The following is a 21458-nucleotide window of genomic DNA, read 5'->3' as shown; positions in this document are numbered from 1 at the left end:
GGATCGATTGAATCGCCCCGATTCTCAGGCATCGGGGCGGCTTTGCCTAGCACGCCGGTGGTTCAGGTTGGCCTACATGCCTTCCTGTTCGGCCACCTGCACACCATCCACCAGCACGCGCAGCCGCTGCGGGCGGAAGCCGGCAAACAGCAGTGGCCGGGTGCGCTCGACCAGCACTTCATGGCCAGCAATGTGGCGCAGCCACGACTGTACCAGCGAGAACGAGAAGTGGGTGCCCGGATGCAGCGGGTGCTGCACCCAGACCTTCTCGGTGGCGCTCTGCAGCAGCATCGCACCGGTGAACCAGTGGCGGCTGAGGGTCACCGGCGTGGTGCCGGCCATGAAGCGGATATCCATGCGGGGTCCTTTCGCGTTGGGCAGCGGCGCCCTGGATCAGGGCTGGGCAGTCTGCAGGCTGTAGCTGGTGCTGGCGGTGAACACCGCGCCATCGGGTTGGGTGGAGCGTACCTCGACCTTGTGGCTGCCCACCGCCAGATCGGTCGGCAGCGCGCCACGCCACAGGTGCGGCGATGCAGTGGCCTCCGGCGAACGATCGTAGCCACGCAGGCTGTCTGCCATATCGTCGGCCGCGTTCTCCACCATCAGGCGCGGATCGGGCTGGCTGACCTGCTTCATCGGCTGCCAGGCGCCGCCGTCGACGCGGTACTCGACCACGCTGGCGTCCTCACCCATGTAGACGTTGGCATAGATGCCCCACGCCGGGTAGGCGCCCTGGCGCAGCACCTTCGGCGCATGCAGGCCGATCTGCTCGCTGGCCGGCTTGCCGGCCACGCGGTACTGCAGGCGATAGCTGCCGTTGCCGGCCACGTCGAGCAATGCATAGCCCTTCGGCGTGCCGTCGCTCATGGTGCTGTCCGGCACGCCAGCGGCATTCTTCACTCCCGACCAGAACGCACCGCAGTTGGCGCCCACGTTGTACTCGTGCAGCGGCTTTTCGCCGTTCCATCCCTCGGCCTTGCCGTGGTAGACGTGCTGCTGGGTGTGGCTGTGGCCACTGAGCACCAGCACGTTGCGGAAGTCCTTCAGCAGGTCGAACAGGCGCTGGCGATCGGCGTGGCGGAAGGTCTCGCGCCCCGGCGCGGCATCGAACAGCGGGATGTGCATGCCCAGCACCAGCAGGCGGTCCTTGTGCAGGCCCTTCAAATAGCTGGCGAGGAAGGCGAACTGATCTTCGCGCAGGCCACCGACATACTTCGGCCTGGCCTTGGGGTCGTACACCACGTCGTCCAGGAACACGAAACTGGCGCCGCCCTCTTCCACCGCGTAGGTGTCCGGGCCATAGATGTTGCGCCAGCTGTCCAGCGAATGGTCGTCGCCGGCTGCATCGAAGTCGAGGTCGTGGTTGCCTGGCACATGGAACCACGGCACGCCCAGCGACGTGGTGACCTTGTTGATCGCCGGGTACAGGGTCAGGTCGTCGTTGACGATGTCACCCAGGGTGGTACCCAGGCGCGCCTTGGTCTGGCCAACCAGGGGCGCCACGATCGACTGCTGGTAGTAGCTGATGTCCTTCAGGCTGGCAGTCTGCGAATCGGTGAACACCAGCATCTGGAATCCACGGCGACTGTCATGGCGGTCCGGCTGCAGCGCGAAATCCCAGTTGCGGGTGACATCGCTGGTGGCGGCGATGCCGCCGTACTTCAGCGCCGGCGAGCCGTTCGGGCGGTAGTGGCGCCAGAACGAGGGCAGGCCATCGGCCGCTTTCGGGAACGAATACGCATCGGGCTTGATCACGAACACGGTCTGGCCGTCACGCACCGGCAGGGTGTAGCTGCCGTCGGCGGCGGTCTTGACGATGGTCTCGCCGTTGGAGACCTGCACCCCGGCCAGGCCCGGATCGGTGGCACCGCGGCCCGGCCTGCCGTCGCGCTCCAGATAGACCTTGCCGGTGGCCACGGTGTCCGCGGCCCAGGCCGGCGAGGTCAGCAACAGGCAGCACAGCCAGGCGGCAGGCAGTTTCATGGGCGGTCCGGGAAAGAAAGACCGCCTATTGTAGATTCCGTTGATGACATCGCGCACGCGGTGGCGCATTGCCGGTAGTGCCGGCCGCTGGCCGGCAACCAGCCGATGCCCGACGATCATGAGGTTGCCGGCCAGCGGCCGGCACTACCGTTCCTCAACGATGGCGTTTTTCCAGCACCGCCCGCGCATCTTCCAGCGACAAACCACGCGCGCGCAGCAGCACCAGCAGGTGGTACAGCAGGTCCGAGGCCTCGCCCAGCAGCGCGTCGTCGTCCTGCGCCACCGCTGCCAGCGCGGTCTCCACGCCCTCCTCGCCCACCTTCTGCGCGATGCGGCGGATGCCGCCCTCGAACAGGCTGGTGGTGTAGCTGCCCGGCGGCCGCTGCACCTCGCGCATCGCCACCAGCTGGCCCAGCCCGCCCAGGAAGTCCTTCGGCGCACCATCGAAGCAGCTCTCCGCACCGGTGTGACAGGTCGGCCCGGCCGGGCGCGCCATCACCAGCAGCGTATCGGCATCGCAGTCCACGCTGATCGACTGCACCACCAGCACGTTGCCGGACTGCTCGCCCTTGGTCCACAACCGCTGCTTGCTGCGGCTGAAGAAGGTCATGTGGCCGATCGCCAGGGTGGCCGCCAGCGATTCAGCGCTGACATAGCCCAGCATCAGCACCTGCAGGGTATCGGCATCCTGCACCACGGCCGGCAGCAGGCCGTCGCCCTTGCCCCAGTCCAGCGCCTGCAGCGCGTCCAGTGACGGCCTCACTTCAATAGACATCCCGCACCTCGATCTGCTGCTCGCGCAGGTAGCGCTTCAATTCCGGAATGGCGATGGCGCCGCTGTGGAACACGCTGGCGGCCAGCGCGCCATCCACATCGGCCTGGTCGAAGGCCTCGGCGAAGTGTTCCATCGCACCGGCGCCACCGGAGGCGATCAGCGGCACCTGGCAGAGTGCCCGCGCCTGCTGCAGCTGCACGACATCGTAGCCACGGCGCACACCGTCGCTGTCCATGCAGTTCAGCACGATCTCACCGGCGCCACGGCGCTGCGCTTCGACGATCCAGTCCAGGGTGCGCAAGGGGACCGCCTGGGTCTTGTCCGGATCGCCGCTGAAACGGCGGACCCGCCATTGTCCATCGGCCTCGCGCACCGAATCGACGCCGACCACCACGCACTGCACGCCGAACTCGTCGGCCAGCTCGGTGATCAGTTCCGGGCGGCCCAGCGCCGGCGAGTTGATCGACACCTTGTCGGCACCGGCGAACAGCACGCGACGCGCGGTTTCCACGCTGTCGATGCCACCGGCCACGCAGAACGGGATGTCGATCAGCCGTGCGATGCGCTCGATCCAGGCCACGTCCACTGAACGCGCCTCGGGGCTGGCGCCGATGTCATAGAACACCAGCTCGTCAGCGCCCTGGTCCCGGTAGCGCTGCGCCAGCTCGGCAATGTCGCCCATGTCGACGTGGTCGCGGAAGCGCACGCCCTTGACCACGCGGCCATCGCGCACGTCCAGGCAGGGAATGATGCGCCGGCTCAACATGCCAGTGCCTCCGCCAGGTCCATGCGCTGCTCCAGCAGCGCCTTGCCGAGGATCGCGCCGCCGCAGCCTGCACCTCGCGCTTCGGCAACGTCGGCCACGTCACGGATGCCGCCGGAGGCCTGCACCGCCACGCCCGGCAGCAGCGCCGACAGGTGCTGGTAGAGGCCGATGTTGGGCCCGGCCAGCATGCCGTCGCGGGCGATGTCGGTGCACAGCAGGTGGCGCATGCCGGCACGCGCATAGCGCTGGGCCAGGTCATCCAGGGTCACGCCGGCATTCTCGGTCCAGCCGTGCACCGGCAGCTGCCACTGGCCCTGCGCATCCTGGCGGGCATCAAGCGCAATGGTGATGCGCTCGGCACCGAACTCCTCCAGCCAGCCCACTACCTCATCAGGGCGGCGCACGGCCAGTGAACCGACCACCACGCGGTGGGCGCCGGCATCCAGGATGCGCGCCACGTCATCGCGACCGCGCACGCCACCGCCGGTCTGCACCCGCAATGGCGTCCGCGCGCGGATCCCGGCCAGCAGCGGCGCCAGCGTATAGCCGCCGGCACGCGCCGCATCCAGGTCGACCAGGTGCATCCACTGCGCACCCTGCATGGCGAAGGCCTGTGCGCGCGGCAGCGGATCGTCGCCATACGAGGTTTCCTGCGCGTAGTCGCCCTGGCGCAGCCGCACCACGCGGCCATCACGGATATCCAGCGCGGGGTAAACGATGAAACTCATGCAGCAGTGCCCTCGAGGAAATTGCGCAGCATCAGCGAACCGGTTTCGCCGGAACGCTCGGGATGGAACTGCGCGCCGTAGTAGCGGCCCTGCTCCACCACGGCCGTGAACAGGCCGCCGTGATCGCAGGCAGCAACGGTGTGGGTGTTGAGCGGCGCCGCATAGCTGTGCACGAAATAGGCGCTGGCGCGCTCCGGTACACCCTGCAACAGCAGCGACTCCCGTAGCGGCAGCAGGCGGTTCCAACCCATGTGCGGCACCCGGATGCCACAGGCCGGCACCAGCTTGCGCACCACGCCCGGAATCAGTCCCAGTGTCTCGACGCCGGCCTCCTCGGAGCGCTCGAACAACAGCTGCATGCCCAGGCAGATGCCCATCAATGGCACCTCCAGCCGCTGCAACGGCTCGACCAGGCCCTGCGCATGCAGGCGCTGCATGCCGGGACCCGCCGCACCGACGCCGGGCAGGATCACCCGCTGCGCGCCGACCAGCCCATCGGCATCGCGCACCAGCCGAACGCTGGCGCCGAGGCGTTCGAGCGCATAGCGCACCGAACCAAGATTGGCGCCGCCCGCGTCGATCAGCGCAACGTCACTCACAGCGCCCCCTTGGTACTGGGCAACGCGGTGCCCTGCCGGGCCAGCGCCGGCCGCAACGCCCGCGCCAGCGCCTTGAAACAGGCCTCCACCTTGTGGTGGTCGTTGTCACCGCGTACCTGCAGGTTGAGGTTCAACCCGCTGGCATCGCACAGCGAACGGAAGAAGTGCGGCACCAGTTCGGTTGGCATGTCGCCCACCCGTTCGCGCTTGAACTGGCCGTCGAACACGAAGTAGGGGCGGCCGCTGAAATCCAGCGCAGCGCTGGCCAGGGTCTCGTCCATCGGCAGCGTGAAGCCGTAGCGGCCGATGCCGCGCTTGTCGCCCAGCGCTTCGCGCAGCGCCTGGCCCAGTGCGAGGCCGGTGTCTTCGATGGTGTGGTGCTCGTCGATGTGCAGGTCGCCCTCGGCCCGGATGTCCAGCGCGAAACCGCCATGCTTGCCGATCTGTTCCAGCATGTGGTCGAAGAACGGCAGCCCGGTGTCGATGCGTGCATCACCGGCCCGGTCCAGGTCCAGTTCGACGCGGATCTTCGTTTCCCTGGTATTGCGCTGGACCACCGCAGTACGCGGCGCGTCGGCCAACGCGTGGGCGATGCCCGGCCAGTCCCACTCGCCGCCGAACTGCTCTGTATGCAGCTGGAAACCACGGATGTTGAGGTTGTCGGCGAACTGCAGGTCGGTGATGCGGTCACCGACCATGCCGGAGCGCGCCCAGTCGATGCTGCGGTCCTGCAGGTAGGCCGTCATCAGCCCGATGCCCGGCTTGCGCGTGGATGCATTGTCCTGCGGCCAACTGCAGTCGATGAGGACGTCACGGAAGCGGATGCCCTGGCTTTCGAAGATCTGCAGCATCAGGTCGTTCGGGCCATCGAAGCTGGCGCGCGGGTAGCTGTCGCTGCCGAGGCCATCCTGGTTGGTGACGATCACGAACTGGTAGCCGGCATCACGCAGCTTCAGCAGCGCCGGGATCACCTGCGGCACGAAGCGCAGCTTCTCGTAGGCATCGATCTGGAAATCGGACGGCTCCTCGATGAGGGTGCCGTCGCGGTCGATGAACAGGATCGGGGTCATGCTGCGGCCCTCCGCGCCGACAGGGCCGCAAGCACGCGGTCGTTCTCCTCGGGGCTGCCGATGCTGATGCGCAGGGCGTCACCCAGCTGCGGCGCAGCGCGCTGGTCGCGCACCACCACGCCGGCATCCAGCAGCGCATCGAACGCGGCCTGTGCATCGACGAAACGTACCAGCAGGTAGTTGCCGGACGAGGCATACACGCGGCGCACGCCGGGCACGCCGCGCAGCGCCGCGAACAGGCGTTCGCGCTCGGCGATGACCGTGGCCACGCGTTCGGCGGTGCGCCCCAGTGCGGCCGGTTGCAGCGCCTGTACGGCCAGCTCGGCGCACGGCGTCGGCACCGGGTACGGCGCCTGGCAGCGGCGAAGTACGGCAATCAGTTCCGGTGCAGCGACCAAGGTGCCGATGCGCGCGGCGGCAAGAGCGTGCGCCTTCGACAGCGTGCGCAGTACCGCGAGGTTGGCGTGCGCGGCCAGCAGCGTGGTCGCCGACGGGCGCTGCGCGTACTCGACATAGGCCTCGTCCACCACCACCAGCGCCTTCCCGCGCAACGCCGTGGCCACGCGCTCGACCTCGTCCAGGCGGATATCACTACCGGCCGGGTTCGACGGTGCACACAGGAACACCAGCTTGGCATTGCGCACGATGGCGGCCTCGATGACCGCATCCAGATCGGCGCGCAGGCCATCCTCGCTGTCCACCAGCGGCACCTCAATCATTGCGGCACCCTGCAGGCGGGCACAGACCGCGTACATGCCGAACACCGGCGGCGTGACCAGCACGCCATCACGACCGGGTACGCACAGTGTGCGCACCAGCAGGTCGATGGCCTCGTCACTGCCGCGTCCGACCAGCAGCTGCTGCGGCTGCACGCCATACAGTGCGGCCAGGCCTTCGCGCAGCGCCAGCGGCTGCGGTTCGGGATAGCGCCGGCTGCTGCCGTCGGCATCGGCCGGATTGGCCCAGGCCGACTCGTTGGCGTTCAACCAGACCTCACCCTGCACGGCCGCACTGCGCGCCGAGCTGTAGCCGGCGAAGGCCTGCAGATCCGGGCGTACCAGTGCCAGCACATCATCAATGGGGGCGCTCATGCGGCGGCCTCCATGCGCAGGGCCACCGCGCGTTCGTGCGCGTCCAGGCCTTCGGCGCTGGCAATGGTGCGCGCGCAGCCACCGATCGCCGCCAGTCCTGCAGCGCTGGCACTCTGCACGCTGATCAGGTTCTGGAAGCTGGCGACGCTGACGCCGCTGTAGGCACGTGCAGCGCCTGCGGTCGGCAGTACGTGGTTGGTGCCGCTGCAATAATCCCCCAATGCCTCGGGGGTGTAGTCGCCGAGGAATACCGAGCCGGCCGCCTGCACCTGGTCCAGCCAGTCGCGCGGCTGGCGCAGTGCCAGGATCAGGTGCTCGGGCGCATAGCGGTTGCTGATCGCGAAGGCCTCAGCCAGCGAATCGACCTCGATCAGGCGCGACGCCGACAGTGCCTGGCGTGCGATCTGCTGGCGCGGCAGCAGGGCCACCTGGCGCTCCACCTCTGCCTCGACCGCCGCCAGCATCGCGGCGTCGTCGGTCAGCAGCAGTACCTGCGAATCGGGACCATGCTCGGCCTGCGACAGCAGGTCGGCGGCAACGAACGCCGGATTGGCGCCGGCATCGGCAATCACCAGCACTTCGGAGGGACCGGCCGGCATATCGATGGCGGCGGCGCCATCCTGTGCGACCTGCTGCTTGGCTTCGGTGACGAAACTGTTGCCCGGCCCGAACAGCTTGTCGCATGCCGGAATGCTGGCCGTGCCGTAAGCCATGGCCGCGATGGCCTGCGCGCCGCCCAGCTTGAACACGCGCTGCACGTCGGTCAGGCGTGCGGCCACCAGCACCGCTGGATCGGCCGTGCCGTCGGCGCGCGGCGGCGTGCACAGCACCACCTGCGGGCAACCGGCCAGCCGTGCCGGCACGCCCAGCATCAACGCGGTGGACGGCAGCGGCGCACTGCCTGCCGGCACGTACAGGCCGACGCGGCCGATCGGGCGCAGCATGCGTTCGCAGACCACGCCCGGCGCGGTTTCAACTGCATAGCCTTTGCCCATGCCAGCGGCGTGGAAGCGCGCGATGCGTTCGGCGGCGTCCACCATCGCCTGTCGCAGTTCGGCGGGCACAGCGGCTTCGGCAGCGGCGAATTCGGCTTCGGAAACTTCAAAAGAGGCCAGCTCGACACCATCGAAGCGCGCGGTAATCGCACGCAGCGCATCGTCGCCCTGTGCGCGCACCTGCGCGATCAGCGCCGCTACCGCGTCGCGGGTCTGCTGCGCCACGGTCTGCACCGGGCGGGTCAATGCCGCGCTGCGTGCAGCCTCATCAAGTCGGGACCAGATCAGACGGTTCATGCCAGCGACCGCTCCACGCTCAACACCATCAGGCCCTGCGCACCCGCGCGCTCGAGCTCCTCCATGCGCTGCCAGCTCAGCGGGCCGGGACACATGGTCTGCAGGCGCAGCGCGCCGCCATCGGCCGGCAAGCGCACCAGCGGCTCGGCATCGGCCAGCAGCTGCGCCAGCGCGTCGACGCGATCTTCGCTGGCACGGAACATCAGCAGCTTGCGGTCCTGGCGCTGCACCACGCCGTCGAGGCGGCGCAGCAGCATCGCGCGCAGCGACGCGCGTGCGTCATCCGGCACCCGCACCGCGCCAGCCAGCACCGCCTCGCTGTCGAGCAGGTTGTGCACCGGGGTCAGCTGATTGGCGCGCAGGGTGGCGCCGCTGGACACCAGATCGCAGATCAGGTCGGCGGTGCCCAGGCGCGGGGCGATTTCCACCGAACCGGACAGCTCGACCACCTGTGCGTCCACGCCCTGCCCGGCCAACCACTGCTTGAGGATGGCCGGGTAGCTGGTGGCGATGCGGGTGCCGGCCAGCTGCGCCGGGCCCTGCCACTGCCATTCCTCGGGCACCGCCAGCATCAGCCGGCACTGGCCGAAGCCCAGCCCGCGCAGCGCCTGGTAGGCATCGGGCAGGCCGACCTGACGGCGGGCCGCGGCCTGCTCATCCAACTCGTTGCGGCCGACGATGCCCAGGTCGCAGACGCCGTCGGCGATCAGGCCGGGAATGTCGTCGTCGCGCACCAGCAACAGGTCCACCGGCAGCGATTCGCCGTAGCAGAACAGCTTGTCACGACTTTCGCGCCAGCTCAGGCCACAGGCGCTGAGCAGGTTGCGGGCGGGCTCGGCCAGCCGGCCACTCTTCTGGATGGCGATACGCAACCGGTCGCGTGCCGGCGCTGCCTGGGATGCACTCATGGGGGAGGTCTCGAAGTTCGGAACGGGGCGTGGATCAGCGCGAAGCAAGGCGGTCGATGGCGGCGGCATAGCCTTGATGGCCATGCTCGAGCGTTCGCGCCACCCGTCCGGTGGTGGTCACGCTGACCCCGGTGCGCTCGTGGATCTCGCGGTACGGCACGCCCTGCTGCAGCAGCGGCACCACCTTCCAGCGGTCGGCCATGGCTTCCAGCTCGGCCGGGGTGCACAGGTCACGCAGGAACGCTTCCACCTGGTCCGGCTCGCGCAGGGCGGCAAAGGCGCGGGCCAGGGCTTCCAGGTCGGCCTTCGGGTCTTTGGCGGCAATCTCGGGGCGGGCTTTCACGGCGTCGTTTCCATGCATCAATGTAATAGCGCGTTAGTACATTAGCGCATTCTTGCGCAGTGCGTCAAATCGAAGGTTGAGGGGGGCGGCAGGGCTGCTGCCCWGCACCCAGAGCAAAAGCTGGTTTCCTGAGCGTTGGCGGGGCGGGTCCGGTTGAGGGGGACGCTGCAAGTACGTCCATGTAAGCTCGGTCGCGCCATCCATGGCGCTCACGCCCCCTCAACCGGACCCACCCCGCCTTCGACAGTTGGCCGCGATCTGCTGGATCTCGCCGGGAAAGTGATCGAGAACGGCTTTTGTAGAGTCGAGCCATGCTCGACTGCTGTTGTCCACAAACGCAAAACGCCCACCAAAGGGCGGGCGTTCTGCTTTCAACTCAACAACCTGGCCCGACTCAGGGCAGACAGCGCACCTCGGCCTGCAGCGCGCCGCGCCGCAGGCATTCGCCAAACAGGCTGCCCTGCCGGCTCGGCCGCGACTGAACGTTTTCCAACACCCCCGCACCTGCCCGGCACTTCCGCGAAGCCAGAGCCTGCAGGTCACTCTCCAGCTGCGCTCTGTCGATCACATGGCAACGATCAACCTGCAGCCGGTACTGGTCCAGACCGATCCGCGTGCTGTGCAGCGCCGGGTCGCTCTGGCAGCCTGCCAGCAGGAGGACGATCAGCCCTCCTGCCGCGGCCCGCATCACACCATCGCCTTGGACTGCTCCAGCTCCACCAGCAGGGTACTGGCCAGTTCGTCGCGGGAGACTTCGAACTGCTGTTCGCGCAGCAGGTCCTTCACCGCCACCACGCCGCGCACCAGCTCATCCTCACCGGCCAGCACCACGAAACGGATACCCGCCTTGGCGGCATACTGGAACTGCTTGCCGATCTTCTTCGGCTCCATCTGCACTTCGGTGTTGATGCCACCGGCGCGCAGGCGGCGCGCGATGTCCAGCGACTGCGGCATGCCCTGCTCGTCCATCAGCGCCACCAGCGCCTGCACGCTGCTGGCTTCGATGCCGTCGATCAGGCCTGCCTCGCGCAGCTGCCAGAACAGGCGCGACAGGCCGATGGAGATACCCACGCCCGGCAGCTTCGACTTGCTGTAGTGGCTGGCCAGGTCTTCGTAACGGCCACCCGAGCAGATCGAACCGATCTGCGGGTGGTCGGTCAGCGTGGTCTCGTACACGGTACCGGTGTAGTAATCCAGGCCACGCGCAATCGAGAAATTCAGGCAATAGGCGCTTTCCGGCACGCCCAGCGCCTGCACCAGCTGCAGCACTTCGCGCAGTTCGGCAACGCCGGTACGCAGCGTTTCCGACGAAGCCGCGCCGGTTTCCAGCGCGGCCAGCTGGGCCAGCGCATCGGCATGGCCCTGCGAACGCACGGCCACGAACGCCAGGATCTTCTCGACCTGTTCGGCCGGAATGTTGAAACCTTCGCCGACCAGCGTCTCGCGCACGTAATCGGCGCCACGCTTGTCCAGCTTGTCCACTTCGCGCAGCACCGCCAGCTGGCGCTCGCCCTCGGCCACGCCCAGGCTTTCGAAGAAGCCGCGCATCAGCTTGCGGTTGTTCAACTGGATGCTGAAGTCGCCGATGCGCAGTTCCGAGAACACCGCGTGGATGACCGCCAGCACTTCGGCGTCATAGCGAACGCTCAGGCTGTCCTTGCCGATCACGTCGATGTCGCACTGGTAGAACTCGCGGAAACGACCGCGCTGGGCGCGCTCGCCGCGGTACACGCGCTGCATCTGGTAGCGACGGAACGGGAAGGTCAGTTCGTGTTCGTGCTCGGCCACGTAGCGCGCCAGCGGCACGGTCAGGTCGAAACGCAGCGCCATCTCCGGCAGCGAACGGTCACCCGATTCGGCGGCGTTGGCCAGCGCACCGGTGGACTGCACGAAATACACCTGGCGCTCGGTCTCGCCGCCGGACTTGGTCAGCAGCACGTCGGACAGCTCGAACACCGGCGTCTCCACCGGCAGGAACCCGAAGCGCTCGTAGTTGCGGCGGATCACGTCCAGCATGCGCTGGAACGCAATCTGCTCGCGCGGCAGCAGTTCAAGGGTGCCGGGCGGGGTACGGGGCTTGATCACGGGCGGAACTCCTGCTGGAACGGGACGTGGGAGGGGGCGACATTCTAGCGCCCCCGCCTCGGGCAGGGTCGAACGGCCGCTTGAAGTATCATAAGGCCCTCCCCGCCCGCGATACGCCCCCGCAACATGTCACGGCCTTCCGGCGCTCCGCCCGCCACCAACGACCCCGCCTCGCCGTCCTGCACCACGCTGGACTGCCTGCACTGCTCGGTTCGCCACCTTGCGGTGTGCTCGGCGCTGTCGCCCGATGAAGTGCAGGCACTGGAACAGGTCACCGTTTCCCAGCAGGTCAGCATGGGCAGTACCCTGGCCCGCACCGGCGAAGAGCGCGACCATGTCTATACATTGACCGGCGGCGCCCTGCGTCTGGTGCGCACCCTGGCCGACGGTCGCCGCCAGATCAATGGCTTCGTACTGCCCGGCGACTATCTGGGCCTGAGCGGCAGCGACCATCACCGCTACGACATCGAGGCCATCGCCGACAGCCGCGTGTGCCGCGTCGCGCTACCGCAGATGAAGGCGCTTCGCAGCCGGTTCCCGCATCTGGAGCGCAAGCTGCTGCAGCGCGCCTGCCAGGAACTGGATGCCGCACAGGATGCCGCGCTGGCACTGGCGCGCCTGCAGCCGGCCGAGAAGCTGGCCGATTTCCTGCTGCGCCTGGCCGCGCGCGAAGCCAAGCTGGGCGGCGACGGCCTGCGTGTCTCGCTGCCGATGGGCCGAGGCGATATCGCCGATCACCTGGGGCTGACCATGGAAACGGTCAGCCGCACCTTCACCAAACTGCGCCAGCAGGGGCTGATCGCCCTGCCCCACCTGAACGTGGTGGAGATCCTCGACGAGGATGGGYTGCGYACGCTGGCCGGTGAAGGGTTGATCTGACCGCATCGCGGTTCATGGGGKTRCCGGCCAGCGGCCGGCACTACCCGAATGCATTTCCCTGRTAGTGCCGGCCGCTGGCCGGCAACCGCGCCCATCGCCGGTCAGCGCTGCAGCACGTCGCGCAACGCCGCGTAGTCGGCCGCCAATGGCTCGGCATGCGCAGGCCGCTGCAACAGCGCATCCAGCGCCGGCGGCACCGCCACCGCTTCGCCAATCAACGGCTCGACCACAGCCTCGAACTTGGCCGGATGTGCGGTGGCCACCACCGCCCAGTCACCCTTGGCGCCGCGCGCACGCAGGTCCTGCAGCACCTTAACCGCCGTCGCCGTGTGCGGGCAGAACAGCTCGCCGCGGCTGGCATGCGCTGCCGCGATCGTCGCGCGGATGGTCACGTCATCCACCGCGAACGCACGGAACGCAGCACGCAGTTCCGCGTCGTCGCCGTGGTAGAGCCAGCGCAGACGCTCGAAGTTGCTCGGCGCGCCCACGTCCATCGCATTGGCCACGGTGGCCACGCTGCCCTGCGGATGGTAATCACCGCCATTGAAGTAGGCTGGCAACACGGCGTTGGCATTGGTCGCCAGCACAATCTGCCCGATCGGCACACCCAGCGCACGTGCCAGCACCGCAGCCATTGCGTTGCCAAGGTTGCCGGTCGGCACCACCAGGTTGAGCCGGCGACGGGTTTCAGCATGATGGGTCAGTGCCGCATGCGCGTAGTAGCTCATCTGCGGCAGCAGGCGGCCCAAGCTGATGCTGTTGGCCGAGCTCAGCGGCACCTGCGCCTGCAGTTCGCGGTCGGCCAGCGCCTGCTTGACCATGGCCTGGCAGTCGTCGAATGCACCGGCCACGCGCAGCGCCTGGATGTTGTCGCCGAAGCAGCCGAGCTGGTGCGCCTGGCGCGGTGACACGCGGCCATCCGGATACAGCACCACCACCCGCACGCCGGGCTGGCGATGGAACGCCGCCGCCACCGCTGCGCCGGTATCACCGGAGGTGGCGACGACGATCGTCAGATCGCGGTCCAGGCCAGCCTGCAGCCGGGACAGCGTGCCGGCCAGGAAGCGCGCGCCGATATCCTTGAATGCAGCCGTCGGCCCATGGAACAGCTCCAACACATGGTCGCCATCGCCGAGCGGGCGCAGCGGCACGGGGAAATCGAACGCCTCCCGGCAGATCGCCGGCAACGCGCCTTCCAGCGCGTCGCCGGCAAAGAACGGCGCCAGCAGGTCGGCGGCGGTATCGGCCAGCGTCGCACCGGCCTGCAGCTCACGCGGCGCCGGCAGCAGCTGGGGCACATACAGCCCGCCATCGGGAGCCAATCCTGCGGCGATGGCCGCACTGAGGCCAACGGCAGGCGACTGGTCGCGGGTCGAAACAAATTGCATGGGTTGGGTATCCAGTAAACGGGAAGGATTCAGCACAGCCGGGCTCCCGGCGCGTCCAGCGGCGACACCCAGGCATCGCTGTCAAAGCCGGCACCCGCAAAGGCCGCCCGCACCGGCGCCACGGCGGCGTGGGCCTGGTCGGCATCTTCAAACCAAGCGAACACGCTGGGACCGGCACCGGAAATGCCTGCGCCCATCGCGTTCGCCGACAGCGCCGCATCGCGGGCTGCCACGAAACCCGCGATCAGGCCGGCCCGTCGTGGTTCCACCAGCACATCGCGCAGTCCGGCCCGAACCAGCGCCGCATCGCTGCGATGGCAACCACTGAGTACCAGCGCCAGGTTCGCGCTCTGCGCCACGAATTCACCCAGTGCATAGCTGCCCTGCAGTGCCTGGCGGGCGCGACGTGTTTCCAGCACCGCGTGCGGATGCACCAGCAGGCTGTGCCAGTTGGCCGGCACCGGGATCGGCAGCAGGCGATCGGCCGTGCACAGTGCGAGACCGCCCAGCAGCAACGGACCCACGTTGTCACCGTGGCGGCCACCGCTGGCCACCGCCTCGCCATCCAGCGCAAACGGGTAAAGCGCCTCGCGCGACAGTGGCGCATCCAGCAGCGCGTTGGCAGCAACCAGCGCCGCGACGCACGACGCTGCAGAGCCCCCCATGCCGGAGCCGAATGGAATGCCTTTGTCGATCTCGACCGCAAAGCCGAAGTCCAGGCCCAGGCCTTCGCGCAGTGACATCAGCGCAGCGCCCGCCGTGTTCCCGGCTGCATCCAGCGGCAGCTCGACCGCACTGCCACGGATCGCCTCGATGCGCACCACCGGTTCCTCGATGCGGCGCACGCTCACGCTATCGCCAACACCGGCAATGGCATGGCCGAGGATGTCGAAGCCCACCGCCACGTTGGCCACCGACGCAGGCGCAAACGCACGTGCGATCACAGGCGCGCTCCTTCACCGGCAGCCACCCGCAGCAGGTCGGCGAACACACCGGCGGCGGTGACTTCGGGGCCGGCACCGGGCCCCTGCACCACCAGCGGGTTGTCGCAGTAGCGACGGGTGCGGAACTGCACCACGTTGTCGGTCAACCGCAGGTTGGCGAACGCGTGATCGGCCGGCAGTTCCTGCAGGCCGACCGAGGCGCCGTCGGCACCCAGCTGTGCCACATAGCGCAGCACCGCGCCCCGCGCCCGCGCATCGTGCAGGCGCTGCAGCAGGCTGGCGTCGGACTCGCCCAGACGCGCCATGAAGTCATCCACGCTGCCCTCACGCAGCAGTGCCGGCACCAGGCTTTCCACCTGCACCTGCTCCAGACTGAGGGCATGGCCGGCCTCGCGCGCCAGGATCACCAGCTTGCGTGCCACGTCCACGCCGGACAGGTCATCGCGCGGGTCCGGCTCGGTGTAGCCCATCGACCGCGCCTGCGCGACCAGCTGCGAAAACGGCTGGCTGCCATCGAAGCGGTTGAACAGCCAGGCCAGCGTGCCGGAGAAAATACCTTCGATCGCCAGCACCGCGTCGCCCGTATCCACCAGATCGCGCAGCGTGGTGATCACCGGCAGGCCCGCGCCCACCGTGGCCTCGTAGCGAAAGCGCGCACCACTGGCGGCCGCGGCAGCACGGATGCGCTGGTAACGCGGCAGCGGCCCGGCACCGGCCTGTTTGTTCGGGGTGACCACGTGGATGCCGGCCGCCAGCCAGCGCTCATAGCGCTCGGCTACCTCGGCGCTGCCACTGCAGTCGATCACCACCGCATGCGGAAGGTGCGCGGCCAGCAGGTGTTCGGTGAAGCGATCCAGGTCGCTGGACTCGCCCGCTTCCTGCAATGCCTCCCGCCAATCGGCATGCAGGCCGTCCACTTCCAGCCGCATGCGCGAGCGCGAGGCCAGCGCGCGCAGGCGCAGGTCGACATTGGCCTTGGCCAGCAGCTGCGGGCGCGCCGCCAGCAGCTGGTCCAGCAGCGCCGCGCCGACATTGCCCGGCCCGATCACGCCCACCGCAAACGTCTGCGGCGACAGCCAGAAGCCGGCATGTGCGGCACGCAATGCGCGGGTGGCATCGGCACTGTCCACCGCCACCGAAATATTGCGCTCCGACGAGCCCTGCGCGATCGCCAGGATGTTCACCTGCGCACGCCCCAGTGCCTCGAACAGGCGTGCGGCCACACCCGGCTGCCCGGCCATGCCGTCACCGACTGCCGCCAGGACGCTGACGCCCTCACTGACCTGTACGCTCTGCACCTGCCCGACCGACAGTTCATGCGCGAACGCGTGCAGCAGCGCCTCGCGACCGCGCGCGGCCTCGGCGACCCGCACCACGCAGCAGATCGAATGCTCCGACGACCCCTGCGAGATCATCACCACCGACACCTGCGCCTGGCGCAGCGCTGCGAATACGCGCTCGGCCGTACCGGGCACACCGATCAGACCGGTGCCTTCCAGGTTCAGCAGGGCCAGCCCGGGGCTCAGGGTCAGTCCCTTCACCGGCCCACGCGGCGAGCGCTCGGCACTGATGCGCGTACCCGGATGCGCCGGTTGGAACGTGTTGCGGATGAAGATCGGCAGGCCCAGGCGGATCGCTGGCGACATCGTCTGCGGGTGCACCACCTTGGCGCCGAAGTAGGCCAGTTCGCAGGCCTCGTCATAACTGAGCGATTCCAGCTGCACCGCCTCGGGCACCAGCCGCGGGTCGGCCGACAGCACGCCGTCGACATCGGTCCAGATGTGCAGCTCATCGGCATTGAACAGCGCGGCGAAGATTGCGCCGGAGTAATCGCTGCCGTTGCGGCCGAGGGTGGTGATGCGGTCATGGCGGTCACGGGCAACGAAACCGGTGGCGACCAGGCGCATCTGCGGATGCCGCAGGCGCCACTTGGCCAGGCGGTCAGCGCTGGCCTCCCAGTCGACATCCACACCCAGTTCGCCATGCCCGACCACCAGCACATCGCGCGCATCGAGCACCGCGCAGTCTTCGCCCAGCGCCTGCAGGTGCGTGCCGAGCAGCTGCGCGGAGAATACTTCGCCCAGGCCCTGCACGCGGTCGAGTACTTCGCGCGGCAACTCGCCGATCACCGCCAGCGCCGCCAGCACTTCGGCGAGCTGATCGAAGCGGGCATCGATCCAGTCCACGGTCTCGCCCACCTGCTCGCCCAGCAGCGCCACGGCGGCGCCGCGATGACGGGCGCGCAACGCGTGCCACGCCTCGCGCCAGCCCTCATCCCCCCTGGCCGCCAGCTGTGCCAGCTCGATCAGTGCGTCGGTGACGCCCTTCATCGCAGAGACGACGGTGACCTGCAGCGATTCCGGGCGGGCCAGCAGCAGGCCGGCGACATGACGGTAGCGTTCGGCGTCGGCCACCGACGTGCCGCCGAACTTGTGCACGACGATGGACGGCGCGGCCAGATCGGCCGGGGCAACGGGTTGGGCGGGGGCGTGGGAAGACATGCAGACCTCGGCAGGAGGCCCCGTCGCATGCAGGTGTCGAGTCTCCCCGCCACCTGGATGGTGCGGGGCCGTGGTTTTCGGGAGTTACACGAAGACGACGGGCCGCACCAGGCGAGTGGTGACGGTGGTGGTGGTAATGGTGGTGGTGGCGACCGGCGCAGTCGAACGGCCCGCGGTGGCGGGGGCGATCAGGCTGGCGTGGGCGGCATCAAGAACCATGGCGTACAGAAAACACTGCGCGCCGGGCGGCTGTCAAGTGCTGCGATGCAAAAACCCGCTGCAGCGATCATCGGTCAACGTGCCGGTATTTGGTTGCAACTGAGACAAAGTCGACATCAGCACGCTTGCGGACCGCATTCAGCCGGCATGTTCGGCGATTGCCCGTGGCGTGCGATGTGCATGCGCGCACAGCATCACGCCCGCCACCAGGAACACGATTGCCAGCGCCTCCAGCAGCGTCGGCCAACGCTGCTGCCAGGCGAAGGCATACAGCAACGCAAACAGCGTCTCGAACACGATCATCTGGCCGGTCAGGGTCAGTGGCAGCAGTCGGCTGGCCCGGTTCCAGAACGCGTTGCCGAGAATCGAGGCAACCACCGCCACGCCGGCACTGATCGCCCAGAATCCGCTCCACTGCGCCGCTGTATGGCTGCCGGTGTGGCCAATGAAGGCCATCGGCACCAGCAGCAGGGCCAGGCCGCCCGTGGTGACGCCGGTCAGCAGTGACCAGTCGTGGCTGGACAGGTCCGGCCGGCGCGCCAGCCAGCGGCTGTTGCCGATCGAGTACAGCGCCCACGAGAACAGTGCGCCAAACGCGCACAACAGGCCGATCAGGCGCTGCCTCCACGGCGTTGCGAGGTGCTCGGACATCAGTGCTTCCCAGCCAACCAGGGCCACGCCGAGCACGCACAGGCCCAGTGCCGGCAGCAGCTGCCTCAAAGGCACTGCGCCCTGTTCGCGCACGCCGACCAGGGTGACCACCACCGGAATCAGGCCGACAATCAGGGATGCCGCCGCGCCGCCTGCCCACTGCACCGCCGTAGCCAGCAACAGGAAATACACCAGGTTGCCGGCCAGACTCAGCCACAGCAGGCCGATCCATTCGGCGCGGCCCAGCCGCGGTGCCAGCCGCTTCCAGCGCGGCAGCAGCAGGGCTACGGCAATCAGGCCATAGACCAGGTAGCGACCGGCGGACAGTTGCAGGGCGTTGAACGACTGCAGCACAGCGGGCGCGAGGAAAACCACGCCCCACAGCGCACCGGCGGCAACGCCATTGGCGATGCCCAGTGCCATCGGGTTGTTGCGCATTCGGGTTCTTCGGGGGGGAGAGAGAACAGGCCGCGCAGTGTAAGCGCTGGCCGGTGCGCGCTCTTGACCCAGGCTACTGCCCTGACCGGCCGCGCGTGCGGGAAGCCGAGCGCGGGCTCGGCTCTACAGATCAGATTGCGCCCCGGCGCCACGCTGCGGGGGTCTGGCCACACTCGCGGCGCAGCGCGCGGGTCAGTGCGCTCTGCTCGGAATAGCCTGCCGCAAGCGCGATGTCACTGATCGGCGCAACGCCTGTGCGCAGCTGGTGCTTGGCCCAGCGCAACCGGCATGCACTGAGCCATGCCTGCGGGCTGAGCCCGAACTCACGCTGGAACAGCGCATGCAAGCGGCTCTCACCGACACCCACGAACGCAGCCATGCGTGCCACCGGCCACGCCTGGCCGGGATCCGCCTGCACTGCGGCGCACAGCCCCTGCATGCGTGCGCCACTGCCGGCGGGGGCAAACACCTGCAGCAATTGCGGCAACAGCGCCGGCATCGGTTGTCCTGCCTGCACGCCTGCAAGACGCTGGCGCAGCGCCAATGGCAGGTAAAGCCAGCGTTGGCGGCACAGATGCTCCTGCGTGCCGTCATCGAGCACGCCCGGAGGACAATCAACGATCACGAAACCATTGGGACCGTCAGCCATCTGGTCATGCGCCTCACCGGCGGCAACGAATGCCCCCTGCAGCACGTCCAGGCGACCACCGCGGCCTTCCATTTCGAACTGCAGTTCACCCTGCAGTGGCAGCACCCACTGCGCGTAGTCATGGCGGTCCAGGCCGGTGGCCTGGCCGTAGTGCCGCAGGTGGAAGATGGCGCCCATCGGCGCAGTGTGCGCGTGTAACAAGTGCCATGCAAACCGCTGCTATAGTCGATCCGTCATCCAACGCAGGGAGTGCAGGTCATGACCGATCAGTACGTGCGCCTGGTGCTCGCCGCCAGCCTCGGCCTGGCCTTCGCCGCGACGGCCTCCGCACAGGAACGTGCGCCACCGGCACCGCATTGCATGGACGCTGTCGGAGTGCAGGAAGTGGAGCAGGCCTCGCCGCGCTCGATCGCCCTGCGCGCTGCGTCCGGCCAGGCTTATCGCATCGATTTCAGCGAGGATTGCCCCGGCGTCCGCGCGGCCACCACCTTGAAGCTGGAAGCGCCCGCCGGTTGGGCCTGCGGCCGACCCAGCGAGCGCGTCGTGGTTGACGGCCGCAGCTGCGCCGTCAGCGCGGTCACGCCGGTACAGAACCGCGACTATGCCAGCGTGGCCCGCGACAGCGACCGCCTGCGCACCGCTACCCTGCCCGCCATGACCATCCGTGAACGCAAGGAGGTTCGCCGCAGCTTCGGTGGCTCGCCCTCGTACTGCTTCGCGACCCGCAACGTGCGCGCCTGGTCGTCCGACCCGCAGGGCATGCTGGTGGAGACCAATCCTCGCCGCAATGGCGGGCATCGCTACTACCGCGTGGAACTCGGCAGCCATTGTCGCCAGCTCGATCGTGCACCACAGCTCAGCTTCCACTCCGGCCTGCAGAATGGCCTGATCTGCGGCAACCCCGGCGACCGCATCACGACCGCCGGGTTCGAAGCAGGCGACCTGCGCCATGACGGGATCGCGCCGCTGCCGCAGTACACCCGCGGCAGCTGCACGATCCAGGCGGTCTACCCGGCCTCCAGCCAGGCGTCGAACTAACCGTCGACGCCGAGGAAGGTGAACGGTGCGCTGGGCACGAACTGGCTCAGCGCATCACCGGCGAAGGTATTGCGCTGGTCCTTGCCGAGGTCGAGCTTGAGCACCTTGCCGGCGAAATCGACCTTGTTCAGATCGACCCAGAAGGTGTTCGGGGTCAGCGCCGATTCGAAGAAGTACAGGCGCCGCTTGTGGTCAGCCACGGTGCGCCAGCGCGTGGATGAAATGTTCGGCTCGCCCGGCGTGGTGATGCCATACGGTACCGAGGTGTTGCGGATCACGCTGAACACACTGGCCAGGGCCTCCACCGGGTCTTCGGCCTTGGGAATGGCGTTGATGTAGAACGAGGCGCGCGCGAAACGATCGGCGGAGCGGTTGGTGCCCGGCAGCATCACCGTGCCGCCGATCTGCTGCCAGTAGCTGTTGAGCGCCAGCTGCTGCTCGAAGATCGGCGAGTTGGTCATCACCTGGTAGCGCCGGTCATGGTGGATCACCTGGCGACCGCCGATGTACTCGACGATGGCGCTGTCACCGCTCGCATCGGACAGCGACAGGTGCAGTGTTGCCTGCCGATCCTCGCCGGGCACCTTGTCGGTGACGATCGAGAACGGCTCGCGCTTCAACGCGGTGACCGCCTCCTCCACGGTGGCGAAGTTGTCCAGCACGTACTGTGCCCACAGCGAAATCGCCAGGCCTGGCTTGTTGCCACGCTGCTGTGGATACTCCGATTCGACCAGCCACAGCAGATTGGCCACCAGGCCCTTTTCGTTCATGCCATCGGTGGTCGATACGTCGTAGCCGGTGGCCACCACCGAACCGTAGCGTGCCGTCCAGGCCAGCGACTTCGGCCCGGCCTGGCCGGTGCGCGCGATGCCGCGCGGCAGCACGTAGAGGTTGGTCGCCACATCGACCTTCCAGTCCATCGAACGCGCGGTGATCACATCACCGTTGTCGCCCAGGTACACCGCGCGCGTGCAGGCCAGCGCCGGTGCCACGGCCGTGGCCAGCGCGACCGCCAGCATTCCCCTTCCCATCCACTTCATCCGTGCCATATCAGTACACTCCTTTCCCCGTGGTCCATGGATAGGACCCCAAGCGGGGTGACACAGGGGTG

At 68.2% G+C, this 21458-nt stretch carries 22 protein-coding genes; 2 read left to right on the top strand and 20 right to left on the bottom strand.

All coding sequences use genetic code 11. From position 1 onward, the window contains the following. Positions 1-72 precede the first annotated feature (72 nt). The 13 genes from D7T59_RS05885 to hisS form a co-directional block, all read right to left on the bottom strand. Positions 73-357, bottom strand: a complete 285-nt coding sequence (locus D7T59_RS05885) for a hypothetical protein (RefSeq protein ID WP_005409434.1) — start codon at positions 355-357, stop codon at positions 73-75. A 36-nt stretch (positions 358-393) separates the two neighbouring features. Next, the gene (locus D7T59_RS05880; protein WP_180851471.1) at positions 394-1983 is read right to left on the bottom strand and encodes a calcineurin-like phosphoesterase C-terminal domain-containing protein; all 1590 of its coding nucleotides are present in this window, start codon (positions 1981-1983) and stop codon (positions 394-396) included. A gap of 154 nt (positions 1984-2137) precedes the next feature. Further along, complete coding sequence (gene hisIE / locus D7T59_RS05875) at positions 2138-2758, bottom strand: bifunctional phosphoribosyl-AMP cyclohydrolase/phosphoribosyl-ATP diphosphatase HisIE (RefSeq protein WP_180851472.1); 621 nt, start codon at positions 2756-2758, stop codon at positions 2138-2140. Next, positions 2748-3524: an imidazole glycerol phosphate synthase subunit HisF gene (gene hisF / locus D7T59_RS05870; RefSeq protein ID WP_106549688.1), complete on the bottom strand. Its 777-nt coding sequence runs from the start codon at positions 3522-3524 to the stop codon at positions 2748-2750. The genes hisIE and hisF overlap by 11 nt, the downstream gene beginning before the upstream one ends. Continuing rightward, on the bottom strand, positions 3518-4252 hold the full coding sequence (gene hisA, locus D7T59_RS05865) for a 1-(5-phosphoribosyl)-5-[(5-phosphoribosylamino)methylideneamino]imidazole-4-carboxamide isomerase (protein WP_180851473.1): 735 nt from the start codon (positions 4250-4252) through the stop codon (positions 3518-3520). The genes hisF and hisA overlap by 7 nt, the downstream gene beginning before the upstream one ends. Continuing rightward, positions 4249-4851, bottom strand: coding sequence for an imidazole glycerol phosphate synthase subunit HisH (gene hisH / locus D7T59_RS05860; protein WP_006436751.1), 603 nt, complete (start codon positions 4849-4851; stop codon positions 4249-4251). Before hisH ends, hisA begins: the two co-directional genes overlap by 4 nt. Then, a complete protein-coding gene (hisB, locus tag D7T59_RS05855) occupies positions 4848-5921 on the bottom strand; it encodes a bifunctional histidinol-phosphatase/imidazoleglycerol-phosphate dehydratase HisB (protein WP_180851474.1) in 1074 nt (357 codons plus the stop codon). Before hisB ends, hisH begins: the two co-directional genes overlap by 4 nt. After that, positions 5918-7012, bottom strand: coding sequence for a histidinol-phosphate transaminase (gene hisC / locus D7T59_RS05850; protein WP_180851475.1), 1095 nt, complete (start codon positions 7010-7012; stop codon positions 5918-5920). Before hisC ends, hisB begins: the two co-directional genes overlap by 4 nt. Beyond that, entirely contained in the window at positions 7009-8304 is a 1296-nt protein-coding gene (gene hisD / locus D7T59_RS05845) for a histidinol dehydrogenase (RefSeq protein WP_180851476.1), read from the bottom strand. Before hisD ends, hisC begins: the two co-directional genes overlap by 4 nt. Then, positions 8301-9212: an ATP phosphoribosyltransferase gene (gene hisG, locus D7T59_RS05840; RefSeq protein ID WP_164138555.1), complete on the bottom strand. Its 912-nt coding sequence runs from the start codon at positions 9210-9212 to the stop codon at positions 8301-8303. Before hisG ends, hisD begins: the two co-directional genes overlap by 4 nt. Positions 9213-9246: 34 nt before the next feature. Further along, a complete protein-coding gene (locus D7T59_RS05835) occupies positions 9247-9555 on the bottom strand; it encodes a YerC/YecD family TrpR-related protein (protein ID WP_180851477.1) in 309 nt (102 codons plus the stop codon). Between the two features lie 394 nt (positions 9556-9949). Continuing rightward, positions 9950-10243 (bottom strand): hypothetical protein, encoded by a 294-nt coding sequence (locus D7T59_RS05830; protein WP_219629907.1) that lies wholly within the window; start codon positions 10241-10243, stop codon positions 9950-9952. Then, positions 10243-11640, bottom strand: a complete 1398-nt coding sequence (hisS, locus tag D7T59_RS05825) for a histidine--tRNA ligase (protein WP_180851479.1) — start codon at positions 11638-11640, stop codon at positions 10243-10245. The genes D7T59_RS05830 and hisS overlap by 1 nt, the downstream gene beginning before the upstream one ends. A gap of 126 nt (positions 11641-11766) precedes the next feature. On the opposite strand from hisS, the gene D7T59_RS05820 reads away from it, so the two are divergent. Further along, positions 11767-12519 carry a Crp/Fnr family transcriptional regulator gene (locus tag D7T59_RS05820; protein ID WP_032127414.1) on the top strand — a complete coding sequence of 251 codons (753 nt, stop codon included), beginning with the start codon at positions 11767-11769 and terminating at the stop codon, positions 12517-12519. A gap of 101 nt (positions 12520-12620) precedes the next feature. Here the strand turns inward: D7T59_RS05820 and thrC are convergent, their stop codons facing one another. The 6 genes from thrC to D7T59_RS05795 all read right to left on the bottom strand — a co-directional run bounded on the left by thrC (position 12621) and on the right by D7T59_RS05795 (position 19486). Continuing rightward, positions 12621-13907 (bottom strand): threonine synthase, encoded by a 1287-nt coding sequence (gene thrC / locus D7T59_RS05815; protein ID WP_180851480.1) that lies wholly within the window; start codon positions 13905-13907, stop codon positions 12621-12623. A 29-nt stretch (positions 13908-13936) separates the two neighbouring features. Then, a complete protein-coding gene (locus D7T59_RS05810) occupies positions 13937-14851 on the bottom strand; it encodes a homoserine kinase (protein WP_180851481.1) in 915 nt (304 codons plus the stop codon). Then, the gene (gene thrA / locus D7T59_RS05805) at positions 14848-17352 is read right to left on the bottom strand and encodes a bifunctional aspartate kinase/homoserine dehydrogenase I (protein ID WP_180851482.1); all 2505 of its coding nucleotides are present in this window, start codon (positions 17350-17352) and stop codon (positions 14848-14850) included. The genes D7T59_RS05810 and thrA overlap by 4 nt, the downstream gene beginning before the upstream one ends. 84 nt (positions 17353-17436) lie before the next feature. Continuing rightward, positions 17437-17571 (bottom strand): hypothetical protein, encoded by a 135-nt coding sequence (locus D7T59_RS21265; protein WP_258012990.1) that lies wholly within the window; start codon positions 17569-17571, stop codon positions 17437-17439. A 138-nt stretch (positions 17572-17709) separates the two neighbouring features. Then, positions 17710-18660, bottom strand: a complete 951-nt coding sequence (locus D7T59_RS05800; RefSeq protein WP_164136727.1) for a DMT family transporter — start codon at positions 18658-18660, stop codon at positions 17710-17712. Positions 18661-18790: 130 nt separating this feature from the next. Next, entirely contained in the window at positions 18791-19486 is a 696-nt protein-coding gene (locus D7T59_RS05795; RefSeq protein WP_180851535.1) for a helix-turn-helix domain-containing protein, read from the bottom strand. 81 nt (positions 19487-19567) lie between these two features. On the opposite strand from D7T59_RS05795, the gene D7T59_RS05790 reads away from it, so the two are divergent. Beyond that, on the top strand, positions 19568-20347 hold the full coding sequence (locus D7T59_RS05790) for a DUF6491 family protein (RefSeq protein WP_180851483.1): 780 nt from the start codon (positions 19568-19570) through the stop codon (positions 20345-20347). Here the strand turns inward: D7T59_RS05790 and D7T59_RS05785 are convergent. Continuing rightward, positions 20344-21396 (bottom strand): linear amide C-N hydrolase, encoded by a 1053-nt coding sequence (locus D7T59_RS05785; RefSeq protein ID WP_164136724.1) that lies wholly within the window; start codon positions 21394-21396, stop codon positions 20344-20346. The genes D7T59_RS05790 and D7T59_RS05785 overlap by 4 nt on opposite strands. Positions 21397-21458: the final 62 nt, after the last annotated feature.

It is taken from the genome of Stenotrophomonas maltophilia (genome assembly GCF_013464915.1).
Taxonomy (GTDB): Bacteria; Pseudomonadota; Gammaproteobacteria; order Xanthomonadales; family Xanthomonadaceae; genus Stenotrophomonas; species Stenotrophomonas maltophilia_AT.
Note: the sequence above shows the minus strand (reverse complement) of the source record. Positions and strands in the feature narration are given on the sequence as shown.